Source organism: Runella limosa DSM 17973 (genome assembly GCF_000482465.1).
Lineage (GTDB): Bacteria > Bacteroidota > Bacteroidia > Cytophagales > Spirosomataceae > Runella > Runella limosa.
Map to the genome: position 1 here is coordinate 994,105 of NZ_KI519420.1, position 21,678 is coordinate 1,015,782.

A 21,678-nucleotide genomic window follows, 5' to 3' on the forward strand; every position below is an offset into this window, starting at 1 on the left:
AGAAATGGCAACACAGTGAAGGATAAAGATTCGACGCCAGGCAACGGCTTCACCCGTGGTGAAGACGATGACGACGACGAGCCAGTATTCTTGGCACCTTGTCCAATTCCTCCAACTCCAACTTGCACGGGTACAATTACGAATGACTGCCCTGAGGTTTGTGTTAACTTAATGGCACACATTTCAAGCGATATTCGTACGCCTGGTGGTAAGTTTGAGTGGCGCACAGGCCCACGCCCAACCGACCCATTGGTTGCTGATCCAACAAAAGTATGTGCTTCTGGTAAATACTATTTGTTTGAAGTAGCTGCTTGTGGAGTATATAGCAACGGTGCGTTGGCAGAAGTATCTATTAAGAGATGTCCAGCTGATTTGAGTTTGGCTAAAACAGTTAGCAACAAAACACCAAATCAGAACGATAACGTTACTTATACTATTAAAGTAACAAACAGCGGGCCGTCAAGAGCGACCAATGTAGAAGTAACAGATACATTGAAAGCTGGATTGCAGTACGTTTCTGGTGATGCTGCATTCACATTGACAGGTTCAGTATTGACAGGAAAAATTGCTCAAATTGATTCTGGTGCAACTGTTTCACTTTCGTTTGTAGTAAAAGTAACTGGTTCAGGAACCATCAAGAACTTTGCTCAAGTAAGCAAGTCTGACCAACCTGATCCTGACTCAACTCCAGGCAACGGTACAGGTACACCAAAAGAAGATGATGAAGATGATGAGGTTATCACCGTGAAGGTGCCATGTACAATTCCTCCAACACCAACGTGTGGTGGTATGGGCGAAAATACATGTCCTGATGAGTGTGTAAACTTGACTAGCTTCGTTCACAGCGAAATTCGCACCGAAGGTGGACACTTTGAATGGTACACTACGTTTGACCACAAACCTGGCACACAAGTAGAGGATCCAACGAAAGTATGTAAATCAGGCGAATACTTCTTGTTTGAGGTAGCTAAATGCGGTGAGTATAGCAATGGCGCGATGTTGAGACTTACAATCAGACCTTGTATTAAATTCACTGACTTGGCAGTAGCAAAATCAGTAGTAGAAGCAGGCCCATACACAGTTGGTCAAACAATTACATACAATGTAGTTGCTTCTAACAATGGTCCAGTGAATGCTACAAGTGTAACAGTAAGCGATGTGTTACCAGCGTCATTGACGTTTGTAAGTGCAGATCCAGCGGCTGAGTACAATTCAGCAGCAGGTGTTTGGACAATCGGAAACTTGGCAAATGGTGCAAACCGTACCTTGAAAATCCGTGCAACAATCAATGCAGTTGGTACAATTACTAACACGGCGATTGTGAAGAGCCCAGACAACGATCCAAGCAAAACGTCTAACGATACGTCGAGTGTGACGATTAGAGTGGATTGCGTGAAACCAGAACCACCAATCTTGGCATGTGCTATTACGAATATCTGTCCAAGTGAAAGCGTAGAAATTCATGCAGTGGGTTGTGCAGGTGGAACCATCCAGTGGTCAAACGGCGCAACAGGTTCTAGCATCACTGTTAGTCCAGTAACAACTACAAACTACACAGCAACGTGTAAGAAAAATGGTTGTGAAAGCGTATCATCAAACGTAATCACGATTTATGTAAATACACCAACAACGCCAACAATCACAGTAAGTCCTTCGACGACCATCTGTGCTGGAAGCTCGGTTGTATTGACAGCTGCTAATTGTGCAGGTACACTTTACTGGAACACAGGCGCAACAGGCGCTCAAATCACAGTAACACCAGGCACGACGACAACTTACACTGCTTATTGCAAAATTGGTAAGTGTGAAAGTCCAAAAGCAAGTGTAACAATTACTGTAACACCAGGCGGCCCAACACCAGAGGTTATTTGTAGCACAGACAAAGTTTGTCCAGGCGAAAGCGTAACACTCGAAGTGAAAAACTGCACGGGAGTTGTAGAATGGTCAACTGGCGAAACTGGTCCAGCGATTGTAGTAACACCATCTACAACAACTGCTTACTGGGCAGTGTGTAACAATGGTGGATGTAAGTCACGCTCGAAAGACTACGTGATTACTGTAACTCCAATTTCGGCACCAACAGTAACAGCAAGCGCTACGGCAGTTTGTAACGGCTCAGGGGTAACCTTGACAGCAGCAGGTTGCACAGGAACAGTATTGTGGTCAAATGGCGCATCAGGTGCAAGCATCGTGGTGACACCAGCTTCGACAACTACTTATACTGCCACTTGTACAATTGGTAAGTGCGTAAGCGCTCCATCTGCTCCAGTGACAATCACAGTAGGTAACCCAACTGCACCAACAATTGCAGCGGAACCAACGTTGATTTGCGCAGGTCAGAGCACAACGCTTACAACAAGCAGCACTTGTGAAGGTACAATCGTTTGGTCAAACGGTTTGACTGGAAGCTCAATCGTAGTAAGCCCAGCTTCTACAACTGAATATACAGCAGTATGTAAAGTAGGTGCTTGCGAAAGTGCTAAATCAAATAAAGTGAAGGTAACTGTAACAACCGCGGGTGCAGCACCAACCGTAGTTGCTTCTAACACAAGCATCTGCGCAGGTGAAAGCTCAGTACTCACAGCTTCAGGATGCTCAGGCACGTATGTGTGGAGCACAGGGGCAACGGGTGTAGCAAGCATTACAGTATCTCCAGCAACGACAACGACTTACACAGTTTCTTGCCGCGTGAATGGTAAGTGCGACAGCGCACCAGCAAGCGTGACGATAACAGTAGGTCAAAACGCAACTGCGCCAACAATCACTGTAAGCCCATCATCAACAGTATGTGCGGGTACGAAAGTGACGTTGACAGCAGCAGGATGTAACGGTGGAACAATTACTTGGAGCACAGGCGCTACGGGCTCAAGCATCGAAGCAGTAGTAACAACGACAACTACTTACACAGCAATCTGTAAAGTAGGTAAGTGTGAAAGTGCGCCAGCAACAGCTACCGTAACAGTAGTACCTGCGCCAGAGAAACCAGTGGTAATTTGTAGCACTGACAAGCTCTGCCCAGGTGAAAGCGTAACACTCGAAGTGAAAAACTGCGCAGGCATAGTTCAGTGGTCAACAGGTCAAACAGGCCCAGCTATTGTAGCTACACCTGCTGTAACAACTACGTACACTGCCATCTGCAAAGTAGGTGAGTGCTCAAGCCCAATTTCGGCTGATTACACCATCAAAGTGATTCCAGTAACACCTCCAACCGTAACAGCTGCACCATCGAGCATCAAGCTAGGTGAATCATCAGTGTTGACGGCAACAGGTTGCGAAGGCGAAATCACTTGGTCGAATGGTCAGACGGGAGCAAGCATCGTGGTATCACCAACTTCAACAACTTCTTACACAGCAGTATGTAAAGTAGGCGTATGCGTAAGCTCGGCATCAGTTCCTGTAACAGTAACTGTGAAGACTTGCACAGCACCAGTGATTGCTGCAAATGCGGCGGTTATTTGTGAAGGTACGCCAGTATCGCTTACTGCAACTGGTTGTGAAGGTGGTACAATCAACTGGTCAAACGGTGCAACTGGAAGCAGCATCACTGTCAATCCAGTAGGTACAACTACATACACAGCAGTATGTCAGAAAGGTGATTGCACAAGCGAAGCATCGAATGCCTTGACTGTGGTCGTTACGAAAGTATATGCACCAACTATCTTGGTATCGAATACAGTGATTTGCAAAGGCGAATCAGTAAGCTTGAAAGCGTCAGGTTGTGAAGGAACAGTGTTGTGGTCAAATGGTGCTACAGGTAGCACAATTACCGTAACGCCAGAAACAACTACTACTTACACTGCCACATGCAAAGTAGGTAACTGTACTAGCTCGGCTTCTACACCAATCACAATTACGGTTGGAAAACCAGAAGCTCCAGTGGTTACAGCATCGAAAACAAGCTTGTGCTTCGGTGAGTCAGTAACGCTCTCAACAACGAGCCAGTGTAATGGATACATCCAATGGTCAAATGGCCAAGTTGGAAGTTCAATTACGATTGTTCCAGCGGCAAGCACTATTTATGTAGCATACTGCTGCAACAATGAAGCTTGTAAGAGTGTAGCATCGAACCCAGTGAACGTCTCAGTAGCTCCGAAAGTAACCACTCCAGTGGTAGTAAACATCGCCAATGTTTGCCCAGTGAAGACGGTTGATTTGGCAACGGCTGTTAAGAACTACACGGCAGGTTCGGGTCTAGTACTTGAATTCCGTCAAGGAAATACACCAAGCTCACCGTTGGTAGAAAATCCATCGGCAGTAGGTGTAGCAGGTACTTACTACGCATTCTTCCGCTCGACAACAGGCTGCTATAGCGACGGTGTGGCGATTTACGTACAGATTTCATCTTGCGAAAATACGCCATGCGAAACTAATCCAGCTACGGCGGATGCAGGTGCAGATGCTTCAATCTGTGCGGCTCTTGAATACAAACTCAATGGTAAGATTGGCGGTGTAGCGACAAGTGCTGTTTGGACAACAAACGGTACTGGTCGTTTCAGCAACGCTCTTGCACTTGATGCAACTTATTATCCATCGTTGGAAGACTTGATTAAGGGTGACGTAATACTCACCCTTACCACCAACGATCCAGACGGTGATGGTAAATGCGTTGCAGGAAAAGATGACTTGAAGTTGGTGTTTGAAGGTATCAAATTCAGACCTCAAATCATCGTAAACGGTACGCTTAAAGCAGATACATTGCCACAAACAATTACTATCTGCCAAGGTGACACCGTGAAATTGAAAGCCAGCGAAGAAGGCTACCAAGTGAAATGGTTTAAGGATGGTAAAGTGTTGTTCCCTGCTTCTGATGGTATCAGACAGTGGAATGTGACTGAGCCAGGTACTTACTCTTACGCTTTGGTGGACGCTAAACGTTGTTGCTCAGTTAACTCCGCTTACATTACAGTAGTAGTGAAGTCGGTACCAACGCCAATCGTGAAAAACATGCGTAATACTTGCCCAAGTACTACAGTGGATTTGACAAAAGCGATTGAAGGTGGTTCAAACTACACGACGGAATTCCGTTCGGCAGCCGAACGCCTTTGCACTTGCTTGGTCGGAACACCAGAAGCAGTGGGAGCTGGTACTTACTACATCTACTACAAGAAAGATGGATGTTTCAGTGCGCCAGCAGCAGTTGAAGTGAAAATCTTCGACTGTGCTACTGATACGCTTCGTTCGGATGTGAGCATTGCAAAAACGGCTAACAAGTCGGTTGTAAGCTTAGGTGAGCAAGTAACGTATAAAATTGTAGTGAAAAACGGTGGCCCTCATACCGCAACTAACGTGGATGTACGTGACGTGATGCCAGCTGAACTCGAAGTGGTTTCAACTTCAGGAATGACAGCATCAAACGGTACACTTACAACACGCATTGCAACGTTGGCATCGGGAGATTCGGCTACATTGACTGTCGTAGCGAAAGCAATCAAAGCAGGTAACCAAGTGACAAACAAAGCCTTGATTACGTATGCTGACCAAGTTGACCCAGCTACTTCAAACAACCAATCTTCAGTGAGTATCGTAGTAAGCGATGGTACAGTTAGCCCAGCTATCGGTGTTGCGCTTGCGGTTGATAAAATCACGAAGAAAGGCGAAGGAAGCGATGAAAGCTATGACGTAACGTACAAGATTACGGTTAAAAACGTAGGAAATGTGCCACTTACGAATGTAGCAATTGCGGATAGCCTAACTAGTAAGATTGGCGCACCAGCTACGTTCACCGTAGTGGGAGCCCCAGCAGTAGTTAGTGGAAGCACATTGGTTCCAAATACCAACTACAACGGAACGACTGATAAGAACATCTTAGGTACTGGAAGCGCACTTGCAGTAGGTGTAGAAGAGGTGATTACAGTAGTTGTAAACATCAAGCCTAACGGCAACTACGGACCGTTTGCTGGTAATGTAGTAGCAAGTGGCGATGGAAGCGGAACACCAGTATCTGATGTGTCAAACAAAGGTACAGTGGTGGATGCTCCAGCAAGCACTTCTACAGCAGTACGTTTCGATTTGCCAAGCAACTTGATTGGTTTGTCTAAGTCAGCAGGTTCACCAGTATTGCTCGAAAATGGAACTTTCAAAATTCCATACACAATCACTGTAACGAACTTGGGTACAAATGACCTTACAAAGGTTCAAGTAAAAGACGACTTAGGTCTTACATTTGGAAACAAAGCGTCGATTATTGGTAAGCCACTTGTGACTGCTGAAGAAGGATTCGTAGTAGAATCTAACTACACAGGTCAAGGGCTTCTTACAAACATGTTGGTAGATTCGTTGAGCTCATTGCCAAAAGGTGCGTCTCGCAAAATCGAGCTTGCAGTGATTGTTTCGTTGCACAACCCTGATTCGGTAACAACGTTCAATAACATTGCGATTGGTTCGGCACTCACCCAAGCAGGGGTTGCAACGTCGGATACGTCAACGGTAGGTTCAAATGCTGACCCTGACAATGACCTTGATCCACGTAACAACAGCGAATCGACACCAGTATCGCTTAACTCGACTCCAGGTAAAGGATTGCTTGGTCTTGCGATGTCAATCAAAGATACCTTGCGCAAAGGCGACGGTAGCTTGAACATCACTTACCGTGTCATCCTCAAAAACTACGGAACGGGTACATTGACGAACGTTCAGGTATCTGACTCATTGTCGAAAGTATATAGCTCATTGACTGGCGCAAGCTATCAATTGGTTGGAACACCAACGGCAAATGACTCAAGTACACTACGTATCAACCCTGACTTTGATGGTCTTCGTGATGTGAATCTCTTGATTGCAGAGCAAAGCCGCTTGGCAGGTGGACGTACAGATTCGTTGTTCTTCACAATCAATGTGACAACGGATGGACGTTTGACACCATACCAAAACCGCGCCCTTGGAACAGCCCTCGCTGGTCAGAATACGGTAACAGACTTGTCAACAAACGGTCTGAACCCAGATTTGAACAACGACAACGACCCAACAGGTGCAGCAGAGTCTGAGTTTACTCCAATTGTGATTCCTTCGGATGGCGGTATGTTTATCCCAGAAGGTTTCTCACCAAACGGCGACGGTATCAATGATAAATTTGTCATTCGTCACCCATCTGGCACGAAGATTGTATTAGAAATCTATAACCGCTGGATGAATTTGGTGTATCGTAACAACGATTATAACAACGATTGGGAAGGTACATCAAACGTAGGTATTGGAACAAGTAATCAGAGCATACCTGCTGGAACTTACTTCTACAACGTAGTTCTGATTGACCAAAACGGCGGCGAGATTAAGAAGTCAAGTCGATTTATGACCATTAACCGCTAATAACGATGATCAACCTCATCAAACAAAAGTATGCGTTCTTACTGCTGCTAATCGCTCTGATTAGCAGCAGTAAAACCTGGGCCCAGCAGGACAAGTTGTTCTCGCAGTACATGTTTAACATGATGGCCTTGAACCCCGCGTATGCTGGGAGTCGTGACGTGCTAAGTGCAACTGCACTGTACCGTAACCAATGGGGCGGAATGACAGGAGCACCCCAAACCGCAACTTTCAGTATTGATATGCCCGTAAACCGCGAAAGAGTAGGGTTGGGCTTGCAGTTGTTCAACGACCAAATTGGTCTCGAAAACTGGACAGGTGCGATGCTTTCTTACGCTTTCCGAATTAAAGTTGGCGAACGTACAACTTTGGCATTAGGTTTGCAGGGTGGTGCCATGAATTTTCGTTGGGATTTGGCCAAGGCAGATTTAGGAAATAACTTATCCGATCCTGCTTTTGCTAGTAACATCTCGAAAATTCTGCCAAACTTCGGTACGGGTATTTACCTGAGCAACGACCGCTCATATCTAGGGGTGTCAGTACCTTATTTGATTGAGAACAATTTGAATGATTATGACAACGACCAACGTGCGAAAGTACGTCGTCACTTCTATGCAATGGCAGGTTTTGTGATAGGAAAAAATTCCGTTAAACTCAAACCTTCTATGATGGCTCGCTACGTAAATGGCGCGGGGCTATCGTTGGATGGAAACTTAAACTTGTGGTTCAACGACCGTATTGCGTTTGGAGCTTCTTATCGCCACAATCGTTTTTCAACTTATGCGGGCAAAATCCAACAACTTCCTAATGGGAGTGTAATGAGAGGAGACGCCCTCGTAGGAATGATTGAGCTTCAGCTTTCTGATCAATTCCGATTGGGATACTCGTACGACTGGACGCGTAACAACCTCAATCAAAGTCGTAAGTTTTTGAACATCCCAACCCACGAAATTATGCTGCGTTACGAATTCGGATTCAGCAAGAGTAAGATTCTTACTCCACGTTATTTCTAAGGGTTTATTAGTAGAATCTAGTTAAGGGTATATTCTTCATGAAGGGGTATTGCAACGCCAACAGGGGAATATACCTTTTTCTTTACCCAAATTTTGGAATTATGAAGACGTCTATCTTATCGACTCTATTGGTAGTTGCGCTTGCATGTGTTGAAGTGAAGGCCCAGACGACGTTGAGTCACGCAAATCGCCAATACGAAATGATGGCCTATTCAAAGGCTATCGAGCTTTATGAACAGTCATTAAAAGACAACCTAAAAGACTCTACCAAAGTAAATACACTCGTCAAATTAGGGCATAGTTATCACCAAATTAGAGATACCCAGAACGCCGAACGTGTGTATCGACTTTTGTTTGGAGAAACAAAAAGTATTCCTAAAAGCCAAGCAAGCAGCTATTTGTACTACGCCCAGGCATTGGCAAGCAATGGCAAATACGATGAGGCAAAAGACATGTATGAGCGCTACAGCCAAGCGCAACAAGATGACACCCGTGGCAAAGAATTTACGAAGCTTTACGGCGACGTAAGTAAGCTTAAAAAGAATAAAACAAGTTATAAGATTGAGTCTCTCGATAATATAAATACCAATAGAGCAGAATTTAGCCCTACCTATTATAAAAAAGGCTTGGTGTTTGTGTCTTCAAGAAATGAAGGCGTAAACATCAAACGAACCTATGGTTGGAACCAAACCGCGTTTTTGGATTTGTACGAAATCCCTGATTTGTCGGTGGTCAACTCTGCTAAAACAAGCCGTGTGGGTGGCTCTGAAACCACTGCAAGAGCGGCCAAAGGCAAAGGCGTGTATTTACTTGGCGCGGATGAATATACCGAAAGAACAGCCAACGATTCGAATACGCCAGGGAATTTTAAAGTAACGAGTGCTGGAAAACCTGACCCTCTTCAAAATGCGAAAATTGAATCGCAAAACATGGGGAAAGCAATCAACTCAAAATACCACGAAGGCCCCGTGGCTTTCTTTAAAGATGGAAGCAAAATGCTCTTTACTCGTAATAATTACTTGGATGGCAAGTACAAAACGAGCAAAGACGGTGTGAATAAATTGAAACTGTACATCGCCGATAAAACAGGCAGCGACTGGGGAAAAATCAAAGAACTACCTTTCAACAGTGACGAATATTCGGTAGGGCATCCTGCTTTGTCCAAAGACGATAAGCTGCTGTATTTTGTATCCGATATGCCAGGTGGTTTTGGTGGAACCGATATTTACGTCAGCAAGTACGAAAATAACAATTGGTCGGTGCCCGTCAATCTAGGCCCAGCCGTAAACACCAAAGGCAACGAAATGTTCCCGTTTGCCGATGAGCAAGGAAACTTGTATTTCTCTTCAGATGGTCACGCAGGACTTGGTGGACTGGACATGTTTTATGCCAAACTCATCGAAGGCGTAATGGCCAAAAAACCAAAGAACCTTGGTGAGCCTATCAACTCAACCAAAGACGATTTTGGACTTATTACTGACGGTGAGCGTAAAAGTGGCTTTTTCAGCAGTAACCGCCGCAACGGTGGTGCCGACGACGATTTGTACCGTTTTGAGCGTTCGGGGCCGCTAGACCCTTGCCAAGACATCATCGTAAACGTGTTTGACGCTGAAACCAAGAATGCCTTGGCCAACGTGGATGTAGAAGTCATTAGCAAAGATGAAAGCGCGCCAGAGTCAAAAACAATGACAACCGACAGCGAAGGAAACCTTCGTTTGTGCTTGGATAGCGACATTGATTTTGTGTTTAAAGCGTCGAGCGAGGGCTATTTGAACAATACCCGCAATTTTACCACCAAAGACCTTGATATTTCGGAGCTGGTAAAATTGGAAATCCCGCTTGACAAAGCAAAGCCTAAAAATACGGGACCTAAGACCTTTACGTTGCGTGGGTTGGTAACGACGCAAAAAGAACGTAAACCCATTCCTGGCGTAAAAGTATTGCTCCACAACGAATGCGACGGCTCGACACAAGAGTCAGTGACGGACGAAAACGGAAGCTATAAATTTGAGGTACCTATTGGCTGCGATTACTCGATTGAAGCCATGAAAGATAACTTGGGTACGATGGGTAGCAAAGTCAAAGGAGGCGAAACGACCGAGGCTAACATTACGATGTTTGAAAAAGGTGACGTCATCAAAATTGATAATATTTACTACGACCTCAACAAATGGGATATTCGTTCGGACGCAACGGTAGAGCTCAATAAGCTGGTTGACCTGATGAAAAAATACCCGAAAATGAAAATTGAGTTTGGGTCGCATACCGACAGCCGTGCCTCGGCCAAGTACAACAAGACGCTCTCAACGCAGCGGGCAAAATCGGCCGTGTCGTACATCGTAAAACAAGGCGTTAATTCAAAGCGGATTATTGCGGCGGGTTACGGTGAAAGTAAACTGGTAAACAAATGCAAAGACGGCATTGGCTGTACCGAAGAAGAGCACCAACAAAACCGTCGTACCGAAATCAAAATCCTGAGTTTATAGAAATAGATGTTTTGAAGGTGAGTTATTAGAAAAGCAGAGGTTCGAGAGAGCCTCTGCTTTTTTTTAGTGGATGGTATTATTCACCGCGCAGCTGCTCAATTTCTTTTAGTAACATCACATTCATTTTTTCAAGCATTCGGCAGCGTTCGGCGTATTCTTCAGCTAACTTACGCCATTTTTCTGTTTCTGTTTCTGTTTCTGTTTCTGTTTCTGTTTCTGTTTCTGTTTCTGAAATGAAGTAGGATACGCTAGTGCGAAGCGTTGTGGCCAATGCCTGTAATTGAAAGAGTGAGGGGTGAGATTTGTTGTTTTCCCAATTGTTGATGGTTGGCTGGCTTACTTTTACTTTCATGGCACTACCCAACTCAAAAGCAACCCACTCTTGCGTTTTTCCGAGATCATAACGTCGTTTTCGTAGTTTTTCACCAATGCTCATACCCTATAAAAATTAGATGTGGTCTAATGATTTTGCCAAAACCATACTTCCTCACCTATCTTATGATAGATAAGTGGGTTCTATTATTTTACTTTTGCAGGGTAGAGTGTTGTATTTACAAATAAAACTAAAAAAAAACGTAAATAAGATATTTAGTTGAAAAACTTATCAAACGGTAAAAAAAACGATACAAAGTGCAGAAAAGATACGCCAAAATGGCTATAAATATAATTTTACCAAGTTAAAATGGTTTTATTTTATCAGAATAACTGATAATTTTATCAAAAATCCTGATAAGAAGGTATGAGATGGTTAGTTATGTTTGTACTATCAACTCATTTCCGTTATGATGGCTTTACGACTAAACTCTTTTACCGATCGAGAAAACTTACTTGGAGTAGCTTGGGCGTATCTACGTAACCTACAGCCAAACCTTACACTTACTAGCTTGCGTGCTGCGCTCGAACAGCATCCCGATTATCCCAGTTTGTTGAGTTTGGGCGATACCCTCGATCGTTATCACATTGAAAATGCCGCCCTGCGCATTGATGCCGAACAGTTGGCATTGTTACAGGTATCTTATATAGCGCACCTGCGTACCAATGGAGGTACATTTGTGCTAGTAGAATCTGCTACTGCTGATGTCTTCATCTACCGTAACGAAAAAGGCAAACGCTTTACTGAACCCCGCGAAGAGTTTCTCAAAAAATGGTCGGGTGTGGTGTTCATTGCCGAGCCCAACGAAGCCTCAGGTGAAAACGATTATGCCAAAAAACGCCAAAAAGAACAACTCGAAAGCCTTCGCTGGCCATTAGTGTTGGTAGGTTTTATAATGCTGACAGCGTTAGGAATGTTCCAAAGTCCTGATCAGGGGTATTATTGGGCTTGAAAGCCACTGGGGTGATATTGACTGCCTTGCTCTTATCAGTACAGTTCGGAAAAACCAACGACTTTACCGATTCTCTTTGTCGAATCAACCAAAAAACCGACTGTAACCATATTCTGACTTCCCCAGCTGCCAAAATTACCTCATGGTTAGGTTGGAGCGAAGTAGGCTTTTTTTACTTTATGGGAGGATGGATGTATTTATGTAACCTCACCCCTGCCCCTCTCCTTTCAGGAGAAGGGTTCTTACTCCCCCTTTGGGGATTGGGGGGCTTGGCTTTACCTTACACTTTTTGGTCTATCTGGTACCAGTGGCGGGTAGCCAAGCAGTGGTGTCCGTTGTGTGTGGCGGTGCAGGTGGTGATTTGGGCGGAGTGTCTCAGCCCCCTAACCCCCAATGGGGGAATCAATTTACTTTCAGACTGGAATGATTTGATAAAGCGGAAAGAGATTTACAGCGTAATTTTAGCCCCCATTGGGGGTTGGGGGGCTGCCATCCTCCTCTGGCTCATTATCAAGCCTTTACTCCTGAAATCAAAACAAGCTGACGGATGGCAGCGAGAATTACGGAAGTTTAAAAACAACCCTGTGTTGTTTGAAGCATTGCTCAAGCAGCAAAAACAAATGCCATCCGTACCTGCCGATTTACAGCCAATTGTTTTGGGAAACCCCGCTGCGGAGCATACGATTACAATGGTTACCAACCCTTATTGTGGGCCGTGCGCCCACGCACATGCAAGGTTAGAGGAAGTATTAGCTGAAAACCCAAATCTAAAAGCCCAAATCATCTTTGCTGTTTGCTATGACCCCGATGGTCGTAAAACAAAAGTAGCCAAACACATGATGGCAAGATTTGTTTCAGAAAGAGGAATTCGGGTAGGACTCTCGCAGAGTTTAGGGGCTGCTATAGCGGCTTGGTACGGCCAAACCACCAAAAACTACGACGCATGGGCGGCGCAGTATCCTGCCGATTCGTCTATTGTGCCCGACAATATAATAGAAGCTCACTGTGATTGGACAAAAGTAGCGGATATTGAGGGAACACCCACATTTTTTATAAACGGAAAAGAACTACCCGAATTATATGGACTGACAGGAGCATCACGTCTTATGCAACACCTTACTACGGATTTGGCCGAATCAACATAATAAATCATCTTAAACTTTTAAACAATCAAAAAATGGAAAAGTTACTAACAAATTTTGCAAACAATACGCTTAATCGTATGCAGATGAAGGAAGTGAGAGGGGGGGATAACCCATTATGGTGTGGTACAACATGGTATAGTTGTACTTGTGGAAATGGAACATCTTCTTTTACTGCACATATGGGAACATCGACAGAGCTTGCAGAGGCTGCCAATGTTTATTGCGGAGAAGTTTTGGGAGTTCTTTGTGAATGTTAAAGTATGATATTTATGAATACAAGACGCATAAACAGGTTTCTTGTATTCATAAATAATATTTCCTAAATTGTAATTTCTTTACAATACTTGATAACCTTACTGTTTTTACTACAACCTATTTGTTGTTTTAGTTTTAATGGCATAAAAATATGAAAAATGTAATATTATTATTGTTAATTGTTTTGTCTAACTTATTTATTGCTAAAGGTCAAAAGTCTGGTATCAGTTTTTTGCCAGAAAAACCTCGTCTTGGGCAAAATATACATATATATTATAACCCTAAAGGTACTCCATTAGATACTTGTAAAAATATAAAAGCACTTATATATTATGTGAGATCAGACAATAAAACATACGCTATTGATATGAATTTTGATACAGAAAATAACAACTTAATGTTAATTCTAAAGCCTGATAATGATGTGGTAAGTATAGTAATAATTCCAACAAATGAAAGTTTCGATATTCTTGATACTAATAACAATTTATCTTACTACATTATACTTCATGATAATAAAGAAATTCCTCTAAAAGGGTCATATGCAGATACGGGAATTGCCTATTGTAGATTAATAAATAGTAATAAATTAAAGAATGATGCAATGAATATTGCCAAAGAATTGTTTGAGACAGAATTTGAAAAATATCCCCTAACAAAACGTAGTTGGTATATGAAATTTTACTTTAACACTTTAAGTAGTGATATAAAAAATCGAAAATTATTAGAGATTGAACTGGAGCAATTTGCGAAAATAGAAGATTTGAATGAAGATGAGTTTCAGACACTAATAGAAAATTATAAACAACTAAAAAATATCAAAAATGTGGATTATTTTACTAATTTACAACAGATCCGATTTCCTGATGATAACTATGCCATTCAGAATAAAGTGATGAAAATTCAATTAGCATTTAGTAAAGCATTAAATTTTGAAGAAAAAAAAAATATCTACGAAAGTTTAGTGAAAGATTATGCTTATTTAACAAATGAGCTGGCAATACGATATGTGAAAACTACTCAGATACTTTTCCTGATGAGATTATATAAGGATTATTTTGAGAGAAATAAATGGAAAGATTGGTACCAATTGTTACTTGATGTCAATATTGAAGATAGTATTGCATCAATCTCAAATTTAGTTGCGTCAGATTTTTGCAAGACAGGTGTTTATTTAGATATTGCTGAAAAATTAATCATTAATTCAATAGATATTACTGAAAGGGATTTGTTAAAATTAAATAATAACTCTTTTCAATCTTTTTTAACAAAGAGAGAAATGATTCAAATAAAGGAGGAGAAATTTGCTAATTATTTAAGTACTTACGGGTGTATATTAAAGAAAAAAAATAAGTATGAAGAAGCTCTCGTGTTGTTGAGAAAATCTGCAGTCGATTATGGTAAAAGACAATTAATTTATTGTAACGAAGCTTATATATTTACTTTAATTGAGTCAGGAATGGAACAAGAAGCTCAACAAGAAATGAAAATTATTATGGGGATAGGTAAAGCAAGCACTGCTGTTAGTAAATTATTCAAGGAAACTTATTTAGATGATGTTGAAATAATACAAAAACAGGAATATAAATTTTGGGAAAATTCTTTAAAAAAACAAATGGTTAAGCAAGTTTCTCCTAATTTTTCTTTATTGAATAGGAAAGGTGAAGTTGTTGATTTACGTCAACTGAAAGGGAAAGTGATTGTAGTTGATTTTTGGGCCACTTGGTGTGGCCCTTGTATAGCTTCTTTTGACTATTTTTATGATATAATGAAGAAACATGAAAATGATTCAACTTTAGCTTTTGTCTTTATTGATACAAAAGAGAAGGACGCGAGATATAAGGAAAAAGTCGAGCAAATAATGGAAAAAAAAGGACAAAATTTTAATGTTCTTTTTGATGATACAGATGAAATTGCGCAAAGCTATGGGGTTATTAATCTACCAACCAAATTTATCATAGATAGAAATGGGTATATTCGATTTAAGGATATAGGTTTTGATATAAATAAACCAGATGAGTTTGTTAAAAAAGTAAATTGGGTGATTGACTTTCTAAAAGAAGAACTTGTTCAGAAATAATTCCTGCACTCTATTACGTCTAACTTTCCATATATCAAATCGCCAAACACTAATTGAACCGCAGTTGAGGCGTATATTAACTCATAGAATCCAATTGCTTTGCGAATGACTTTCTTGTCATTGATACTATCAAAATTTTCTAATACCCATCAGAGGACTCTGTTAATCGGTAGTTAGGTTCATTCATTTGGCAAAAATAACCTTTTATCAAGAATGCTCAAAAAGTTCCACCTCTACCGCCAACACGAGGCCATGGATTGCGGCTCTACGTGCTTGCGCATGGTAGCTAAGTACTACGGGCGAAGCTATTCGGCGCAGGAGTTACGGGAACTTACGCAAATCGGCAAAGATGGGGTCAATCTACTCGGTATTGCGGAGGCGGCGGAGAGTATCGGTTTTCGCACCATCGCGGTCAAAGTCTCGTTAGATAAACTCCTCCAAGAAGCCCCTCTTCCGTGCATTGTACACTGGTCTCAGAATCATTTTGTGGTAATAACCCCACCCCAACCCTCCCCAGTAGGGAGGGCTTTTCTCTCCTCCTCCCTACTGGGGAGGAGGTCGGGTGGTGGGGTTCAAGTCGCTGACCCTGCCCGTGGCCTTATCACCTACACCCGCGAAGAGTTTGAAAAACACTGGGCTACCACCATTGTCAATGGCCAAAAGATGGGCGTGGCGTTGTTGTTAGAGCCAAGCCCCCTTGCCCCCAATGGGGGAATGGAATACAGTGAGGATAAAGGGAAAAATAATTCCCCCATTGGGGGTAAGGACGGTACGCCGCGCGGGGCTGCTTTGGGGGCTGGCCGTATTTGGGATTATCTTCTTCAGCATCGTCGTTTAATCGGGCAATTAGCTATAGGGCTGCTGGTGGCGAGCTTGTTACAGCTTATTTTTCCTTTTCTCACGCAGTCGGTGGTGGATGTAGGCGTACAAACGCGTAATCCTTCCTTTGTACTGTTGGTTTTGTTGGCGCAGTTGGCCTTAACCGTGGGGCGTACAACGGTAGAGTTTATACGTTCTTGGTTGCTGATGCACCTCAGCACGCGGCTCAATCTGTCGCTGCTCTCCAATTTTCTTATCAAACTCACCCGTTTGCCGCTGTCTTTTTTTGATACGAAGCAGTTTGGCGACATCATGCAGCGTATTGGAGACCACCATCGCATTGAGCAGTTTCTGACAGGTCAGGCGCTGAATACCCTCTTTTCGATGTTCAATTTAGTGATATTTGGGTCGGTATTGGCATTTTATAATCTCACCATTTTTGGGGTTTTGATGCTGTCAGCGTTGATGTACGCGGGTTGGGTAGTGTTGTTTTTGAAGGTTCGTCGAAAATTAGATTATCAGCGTTTTGGCGTATCCGCCCAAAGTAATAGTACTTTGGTTCAGCTTATCCAAGGAATGCACGAAATTCGTTTGGCAGGGGCGGAGACTCCCATGCGCTGGCAATGGGAACAGTTGCAAACGCAGTCGTTCAAGCTCGGGATGAAAAGTTTGGCTGTTTCGCAGTGGCAGCAAGCAGGTGCACTGCTTATCAACGAAGGTAAAAGCATTTTTATCACGTTTTTGTCGGCACAGGCGGTTATTAATGGTCAACTTACCTTGGGGGGAATGTTGGCAGTACAGTATATTATTGGTCAAGTCAATGCGCCACTTCAACAACTTATCGGATTGGTTCAGTCGGGACAGGACGCCAAAATTAGTTTGGAGCGATTGAACGAAATTTATGAGTTGGAAAACGAAGAGGGCCCGCGCGGCGTACCGTCCAATGGGGGAATAACTGTTCCCCCATTGGACGGTACGCCGCGCGGGGTTAGGGGGCTGTTCTTCCGTAATGTGTCTTTCACCTATCGAGGAGCAGGCAATGAACCTGTACTGCGCGACATCAACCTGAGCATTCCAGAAGGGAAGACTACCGCCATTGTAGGAATGAGCGGTAGTGGCAAAACCACCCTCTTAAAATTATTGCTCTGATTTTATGACCCTACGAAAGGACAAATCCGAGTAGGAGAGGTGGGGTTAAACAATATCAGCCATAAGCATTGGCGCAAACAATGCGGTGTAGTGATGCAAGATGGATTTATCTTCTCAGATACCATCGCCCGTAATATCGCCGTGGGAGTAGAGGTCATTGACCGCCAAAAACTCTATCATGCCGCACAGGTTGCTAATATTTTGGAGTTTATTGAATCGTTGCCTTTGGGATTTCATACCAAAATAGGAGTCGAAGGGACAGGCGTGAGCCAAGGCCAAAAACAACGGTTACTCATTGCCCGAGCCGTTTATAAAGACCCCCAATATATTTTCTTTGATGAAGCTACGAATGCCTTGGATGCTCACAACGAAGCTGTGATTGTAGAAAACTTGAACGAATTTTTTAAAGGCAGGACAGTCATTGTAGTAGCTCACCGACTAAGCACGGTCAAGAATGCAGACCAGATTGTCGTATTGGATAAAGGGGAAATCACCGAAATAGGAACTCATGCTGAATTGACACGCAGGCAAGGGGAGTATTACCAATTGGTGAAAAATCAGTTGGAGTTGTGATATGGGATTGGATTTCTACGAAATGACAAATAATAAAAATGACAAAGGAAGAAAACGACCTATACACTGACCGCCCCGAGGGAGCTGCTTTGTTTGAAGAGCTTCGTAACGAAGAGCTACAAGAAGTGTTAAGTCATCAACCTCCCTGGATAGTGCAATGGGGAAATTCGTTGTTTTTACTGATTTTAGGGGGAGTTATGGTGTTGGCTTGGGTCATTCGGTATCCTGAAATTGTAACAGCTAAATTACGACTTACGTCCGACAATGCTCCCACTCCCGTAGTAGCCCGAACCAATGGTCGGTTAGTCAAATTAAGCGTTCGCGAGCATGAGCAAGTACGTGAGGGACAATTATTGGGATATGTGGAAAGTACAGCTTCACCGCAGCAGGTAGCAGCTTTGGAAAAACAACTTGAAACCATAGCAAAGTGGGTGAATAAAAGCCGCTTTGACTTGTTGTCGGTTGTGGGAAGTAGTGATTTTGAACAATTAGGCGAGCTACAGGCCGATTACCAAGCGTTTATCCAGCAATTTAATGAAACCTCTACGCTTTTTGCCAATGGATACCTAGCTAAAAAACAGCACTTTTTAAGTCAAGAATTATCAGATTTACGGCTGAATCACGAACACCTGAAAGCCCAATTAGAAATACAGCGAGAAGAATTTGCGTTGGTGGAAAAAGAATTTAAAATGCACCAACAACTTTTTCAAGAACGGGTGATTGCAGCCGTGGAAATGAACCGAGAAGAACGTAATTACCTGAATAAAAAAATGCCTTTGAAGCAGTTAGAAATGAGCATAACGACCAATGGAACTGCTCAACTTCAAAAACAAAAGGAAATGGCAGAGCTTGAAAAACAAGCTAATGACCAAAAAGTAAAGTGTAGCCAAGCCTTACATACGTTACGCGCTTCGCTAATGGCATGGAAAGTACGTTACTTACTTATAGCTCCTAAAAATGGACAGGTTTATTTTACGTCACTTTGGCAAGAGACGCAACTGGTAAAAGCTGATGATGTGCTTTTTTACGTAGGAAACGCTGAAAATAACGCTTTGGGGGAAGTGAAAATCCCTCAACAAAATGGGGGGAAAGTAAAAGTAGGACAGCGTGTAATTATCAAATTTCAAAGTTATCCATTTGAACAGTTTGGCGTAGTCGCGGGCGAGCTCCGAACCATCGCCTCAGTTCCTTCGTCCGACAGCACTTTTCTGGCTTTTGTCGTTTTACCCAAAGGTTTACAGACCTCGACGCACAAAACTTTACCCTTCAAAAATGGCTTAAACGCCACAGCAGAAATAGTTACGGATGATGTCAGCGTAGCCGAACGTATGTTGTACGAACTAAGAAAATTGTGGAAATGACCTATTTTCTCAACTTGGTATCAAAACAGTTGCTAACCATTTCGTAATTCACTAACTTTCTTGGAATAATGGCATCATTCGACTAAATCGTATGTACAGATTCTGGGAAAGGACGTTAATCGTCGGGTTACTGTTTTGTTTGTTTCTTGACGCGGCTGCCCAAACGCTCGTGGGGAAGGTCATAGACGCGCAAACAAAAGCCCCCGTGCCCTTTGCGGTTGTGTTCGTGAGCAATACCTCCAAAGCGACCGAAACCGATACGTTGGGAAATTTTACCCTCAAAAACATCTTTCAGCACATAAAGGGGGGTAGCGTTGAGGTGGTGGTGTCGTTGGTGGGTTATACCACTTTTCGTCAAAAAATGGTGTATTCCCAGCGGGATTCCCTGTGGTTGGCCGTGTCGTTGGTGCCCGCCCAGCAATCCATTGCCGAAGTAGCCGTTAAAGGTAAGCGTGACCAAACATGGCTTAAACAATTCAAAAAATTTGAGAAGGCGTTTGTCGGAACGGGGGAAAATGCGCGACACACCAAAATCACAAATGCCTGGGTAGTTGATTTTGAGGAAGACGGCGATGCGCTTATGGCGTTGGCCAAACAGCCCATTGTGCTAGAAAACAAAGCCTTGGGATACACTATTTTCTTTGAACTTCAACGAGGAACGATTTCCTCTATACGCAGTAGCTTTGCGGGTTTGGCGCGGTTTGAGGAAATGAAACTCAGCGACCCCAAACAACAAAAGAAAGTCGCCGAAAATCGTCAACGGGCTTATGAGGGGTCGGAGCGCCATTTCTTCAAAGCCTTGTCCCAAAACAAACTCAAACAAGAAGGGTTTGTGGTGTATGAAGTCAGTCCTACGTACCGCGAAAAAACAACGTTTACGCATTTAAACCCACAGTTAGGAAAACGGTTGTTTCCATTCAATGATACTGCTGCCGTACGAATGGGAAAATTGCCGACTTCACGAGAACTATACATTCGGAATGAAATAGAAATCCTGAATATCAACCAAATGTCGCGAATAGGTACGTACCAAGATGCACCCTTTGCCGTATCGTGGCTACGTCTCAAAGGCGGCAAAGCAGAAGTGACGACCTCGGGCTTGCTTTTTGATGCGAATAGTAGCGAATGGGCGGGAGACATTGCCGAGCGAAGAATGGCTGATTTATTGCCCTTGGATTTTGACCCTGAGCCGCTGGCAGAAACCTCTAATTGGCAACTGTTATTACCCAAACAGGAGGCCCCGCTGCCCATTTTAAGTGCTTTGGAAACGCCGCCACCGCCGTTGGTATCGGTTAAACATTCGTTTGAAGGCGATTCCATTCTTTTTAGGATTCAGGTAAAAAAAACGGATGGGACGCCCGTGAAAGGAAGCGTATCCATTGCCATCATCGAAGATACCCAAGCAACAAGCGCGGATACTTCACTGCCAGTAATGGCCATAGCGGATACGTCAACGCTCGCGAGTGCCCCCAATACCATCACCCTCGAAGAAGTCAAGGTGAAAGTCAAGCAAAACAAACGTGCTACCCAGACCTTGTTGGGGAAAATAGATTACGTAGTCGAGAGCAAAGACCTACGAGATATTATTTCGGGGAATGTTGTCACGGCCTTGCAAAGCAAAGTGCCAGGCATTGATATTTTTGAGACGACCGACAACGGTGGCTTTAGCCGAAAGGGAATTCGAGTCAGGGGCGGAGGATATAGCCTACGCGCCACCGCTTCCACCGAAGACGAACCGCTTTTTTTACTAGATGGCATTCCTTACGGAACGCTACAGAGCCTCAGCGCTATTCCCGTGAGCGAAGTAGAACGTATTGAAGTCATCAAACGCGCGAATCCGTTGTTGGGGTTGCGCGGTAAAAATGGCGCTATCAACGTCGTGACAAAGCGGGCGGTCAGTCACTCCAATGCCCCAACGGCTTCTGTCAACGAGGGAAAGTTGTTTTATTGGCAGCCAACCACGGAGTTGTCAAAAGAAGGAGAGACGACGGTTCGTTTTCTATTGCCCAGAGGTACTACCTATTACGTGACCATCAACGGCCTAACCGCCGAAAACCAGCCATTTTCGCATGAATTTCGGGTTCGGTAAAACGTATTAAAAAAGTAGCCTCAGCGAGGGCGCTGGATGACGTGGCGTACATCCACTTTTATCACAGCAAGGAGCCATCGG

At 43.4% G+C, this 21,678-nt stretch carries 10 protein-coding genes and 1 pseudogene; 10 read left to right on the forward strand and 1 reads right to left on the reverse strand.

Annotation, left to right across the window (positions count from 1 at the left end; all coding sequences use genetic code 11):
• Window positions 1-15: 15 nt before the first annotated feature.
• From K339_RS0114195 to K339_RS0114205, 3 genes are all read left to right on the forward strand, one after another.
• Window positions 16-7,305: a T9SS type B sorting domain-containing protein gene (locus tag K339_RS0114195; RefSeq protein WP_157607594.1), complete on the forward strand. Its 7,290-nt coding sequence runs from the start codon at window positions 16-18 to the stop codon at window positions 7,303-7,305.
• A gap of 5 nt (window positions 7,306-7,310) precedes the next feature.
• Window positions 7,311-8,315, forward strand: coding sequence for a PorP/SprF family type IX secretion system membrane protein (locus K339_RS0114200; protein ID WP_028524188.1), 1,005 nt, complete (start codon window positions 7,311-7,313; stop codon window positions 8,313-8,315).
• Between the two features lie 101 nt (window positions 8,316-8,416).
• Window positions 8,417-10,801: a carboxypeptidase regulatory-like domain-containing protein gene (locus K339_RS0114205; RefSeq protein ID WP_028524189.1), complete on the forward strand. Its 2,385-nt coding sequence runs from the start codon at window positions 8,417-8,419 to the stop codon at window positions 10,799-10,801.
• A gap of 76 nt (window positions 10,802-10,877) precedes the next feature.
• Here the strand turns inward: K339_RS0114205 and K339_RS0114210 are convergent, their stop codons facing one another.
• Entirely contained in the window at window positions 10,878-11,237 is a 360-nt protein-coding gene (locus K339_RS0114210; RefSeq protein ID WP_028524190.1) for a helix-turn-helix domain-containing protein, read from the reverse strand.
• A gap of 346 nt (window positions 11,238-11,583) precedes the next feature.
• Between K339_RS0114210 and K339_RS0114215 the strand changes: the two genes are divergently transcribed.
• From K339_RS0114215 to K339_RS0114240, 7 genes and pseudogenes are all read left to right on the forward strand, one after another.
• Window positions 11,584-12,126, forward strand: a complete 543-nt coding sequence (locus K339_RS0114215; protein ID WP_037300363.1) for a cysteine peptidase family C39 domain-containing protein — start codon at window positions 11,584-11,586, stop codon at window positions 12,124-12,126.
• Window positions 12,127-12,143: 17 nt separating this feature from the next.
• Complete coding sequence (locus K339_RS0114220; RefSeq protein WP_211243801.1) at window positions 12,144-13,271, forward strand: thioredoxin domain-containing protein; 1,128 nt, start codon at window positions 12,144-12,146, stop codon at window positions 13,269-13,271.
• 32 nt (window positions 13,272-13,303) lie between these two features.
• Window positions 13,304-13,528: a hypothetical protein gene (locus K339_RS37155; protein ID WP_157607595.1), complete on the forward strand. Its 225-nt coding sequence runs from the start codon at window positions 13,304-13,306 to the stop codon at window positions 13,526-13,528.
• A gap of 149 nt (window positions 13,529-13,677) precedes the next feature.
• Window positions 13,678-15,606 (forward strand): TlpA family protein disulfide reductase, encoded by a 1,929-nt coding sequence (locus tag K339_RS0114225; RefSeq protein ID WP_028524193.1) that lies wholly within the window; start codon window positions 13,678-13,680, stop codon window positions 15,604-15,606.
• Window positions 15,607-15,819: 213 nt separating this feature from the next.
• Window positions 15,820-18,147: pseudogene (locus K339_RS33685) on the forward strand (peptidase domain-containing ABC transporter).
• 38 nt (window positions 18,148-18,185) lie between these two features.
• Window positions 18,186-19,508 (forward strand): HlyD family secretion protein, encoded by a 1,323-nt coding sequence (locus tag K339_RS0114235; RefSeq protein ID WP_051398008.1) that lies wholly within the window; start codon window positions 18,186-18,188, stop codon window positions 19,506-19,508.
• A gap of 91 nt (window positions 19,509-19,599) precedes the next feature.
• A complete protein-coding gene (locus tag K339_RS0114240) occupies window positions 19,600-21,597 on the forward strand; it encodes a carboxypeptidase-like regulatory domain-containing protein (RefSeq protein ID WP_084332210.1) in 1,998 nt (665 codons plus the stop codon).
• The last annotated feature ends 81 nt before the right edge of the window (window positions 21,598-21,678 follow it).

Excerpts from the sequence above, each read along its gene's own strand:
- K339_RS0114200 (WP_028524188.1), top strand. The coding sequence starts at position 7,311 with ATGATCAACCTCATCAAACAAAAGTATGCGTTCTTACTGCTGCTAATC.
- K339_RS0114235 (WP_051398008.1), top strand. The coding sequence starts at position 18,186 with ATGACAAAGGAAGAAAACGACCTATACACTGACCGCCCCGAGGGAGCT.
- K339_RS0114225 (WP_028524193.1), top strand. The coding sequence starts at position 13,678 with ATGAAAAATGTAATATTATTATTGTTAATTGTTTTGTCTAACTTATTT.
- K339_RS0114205 (WP_028524189.1), top strand. The coding sequence starts at position 8,417 with ATGAAGACGTCTATCTTATCGACTCTATTGGTAGTTGCGCTTGCATGT.
- K339_RS0114240 (WP_084332210.1), top strand. The coding sequence starts at position 19,600 with ATGTACAGATTCTGGGAAAGGACGTTAATCGTCGGGTTACTGTTTTGT.
- K339_RS0114210 (WP_028524190.1), bottom strand. The coding sequence starts at position 11,237 with ATGAGCATTGGTGAAAAACTACGAAAACGACGTTATGATCTCGGAAAA.
- K339_RS0114215 (WP_037300363.1), top strand. The coding sequence starts at position 11,584 with ATGATGGCTTTACGACTAAACTCTTTTACCGATCGAGAAAACTTACTT.
- K339_RS37155 (WP_157607595.1), top strand. The coding sequence starts at position 13,304 with ATGGAAAAGTTACTAACAAATTTTGCAAACAATACGCTTAATCGTATG.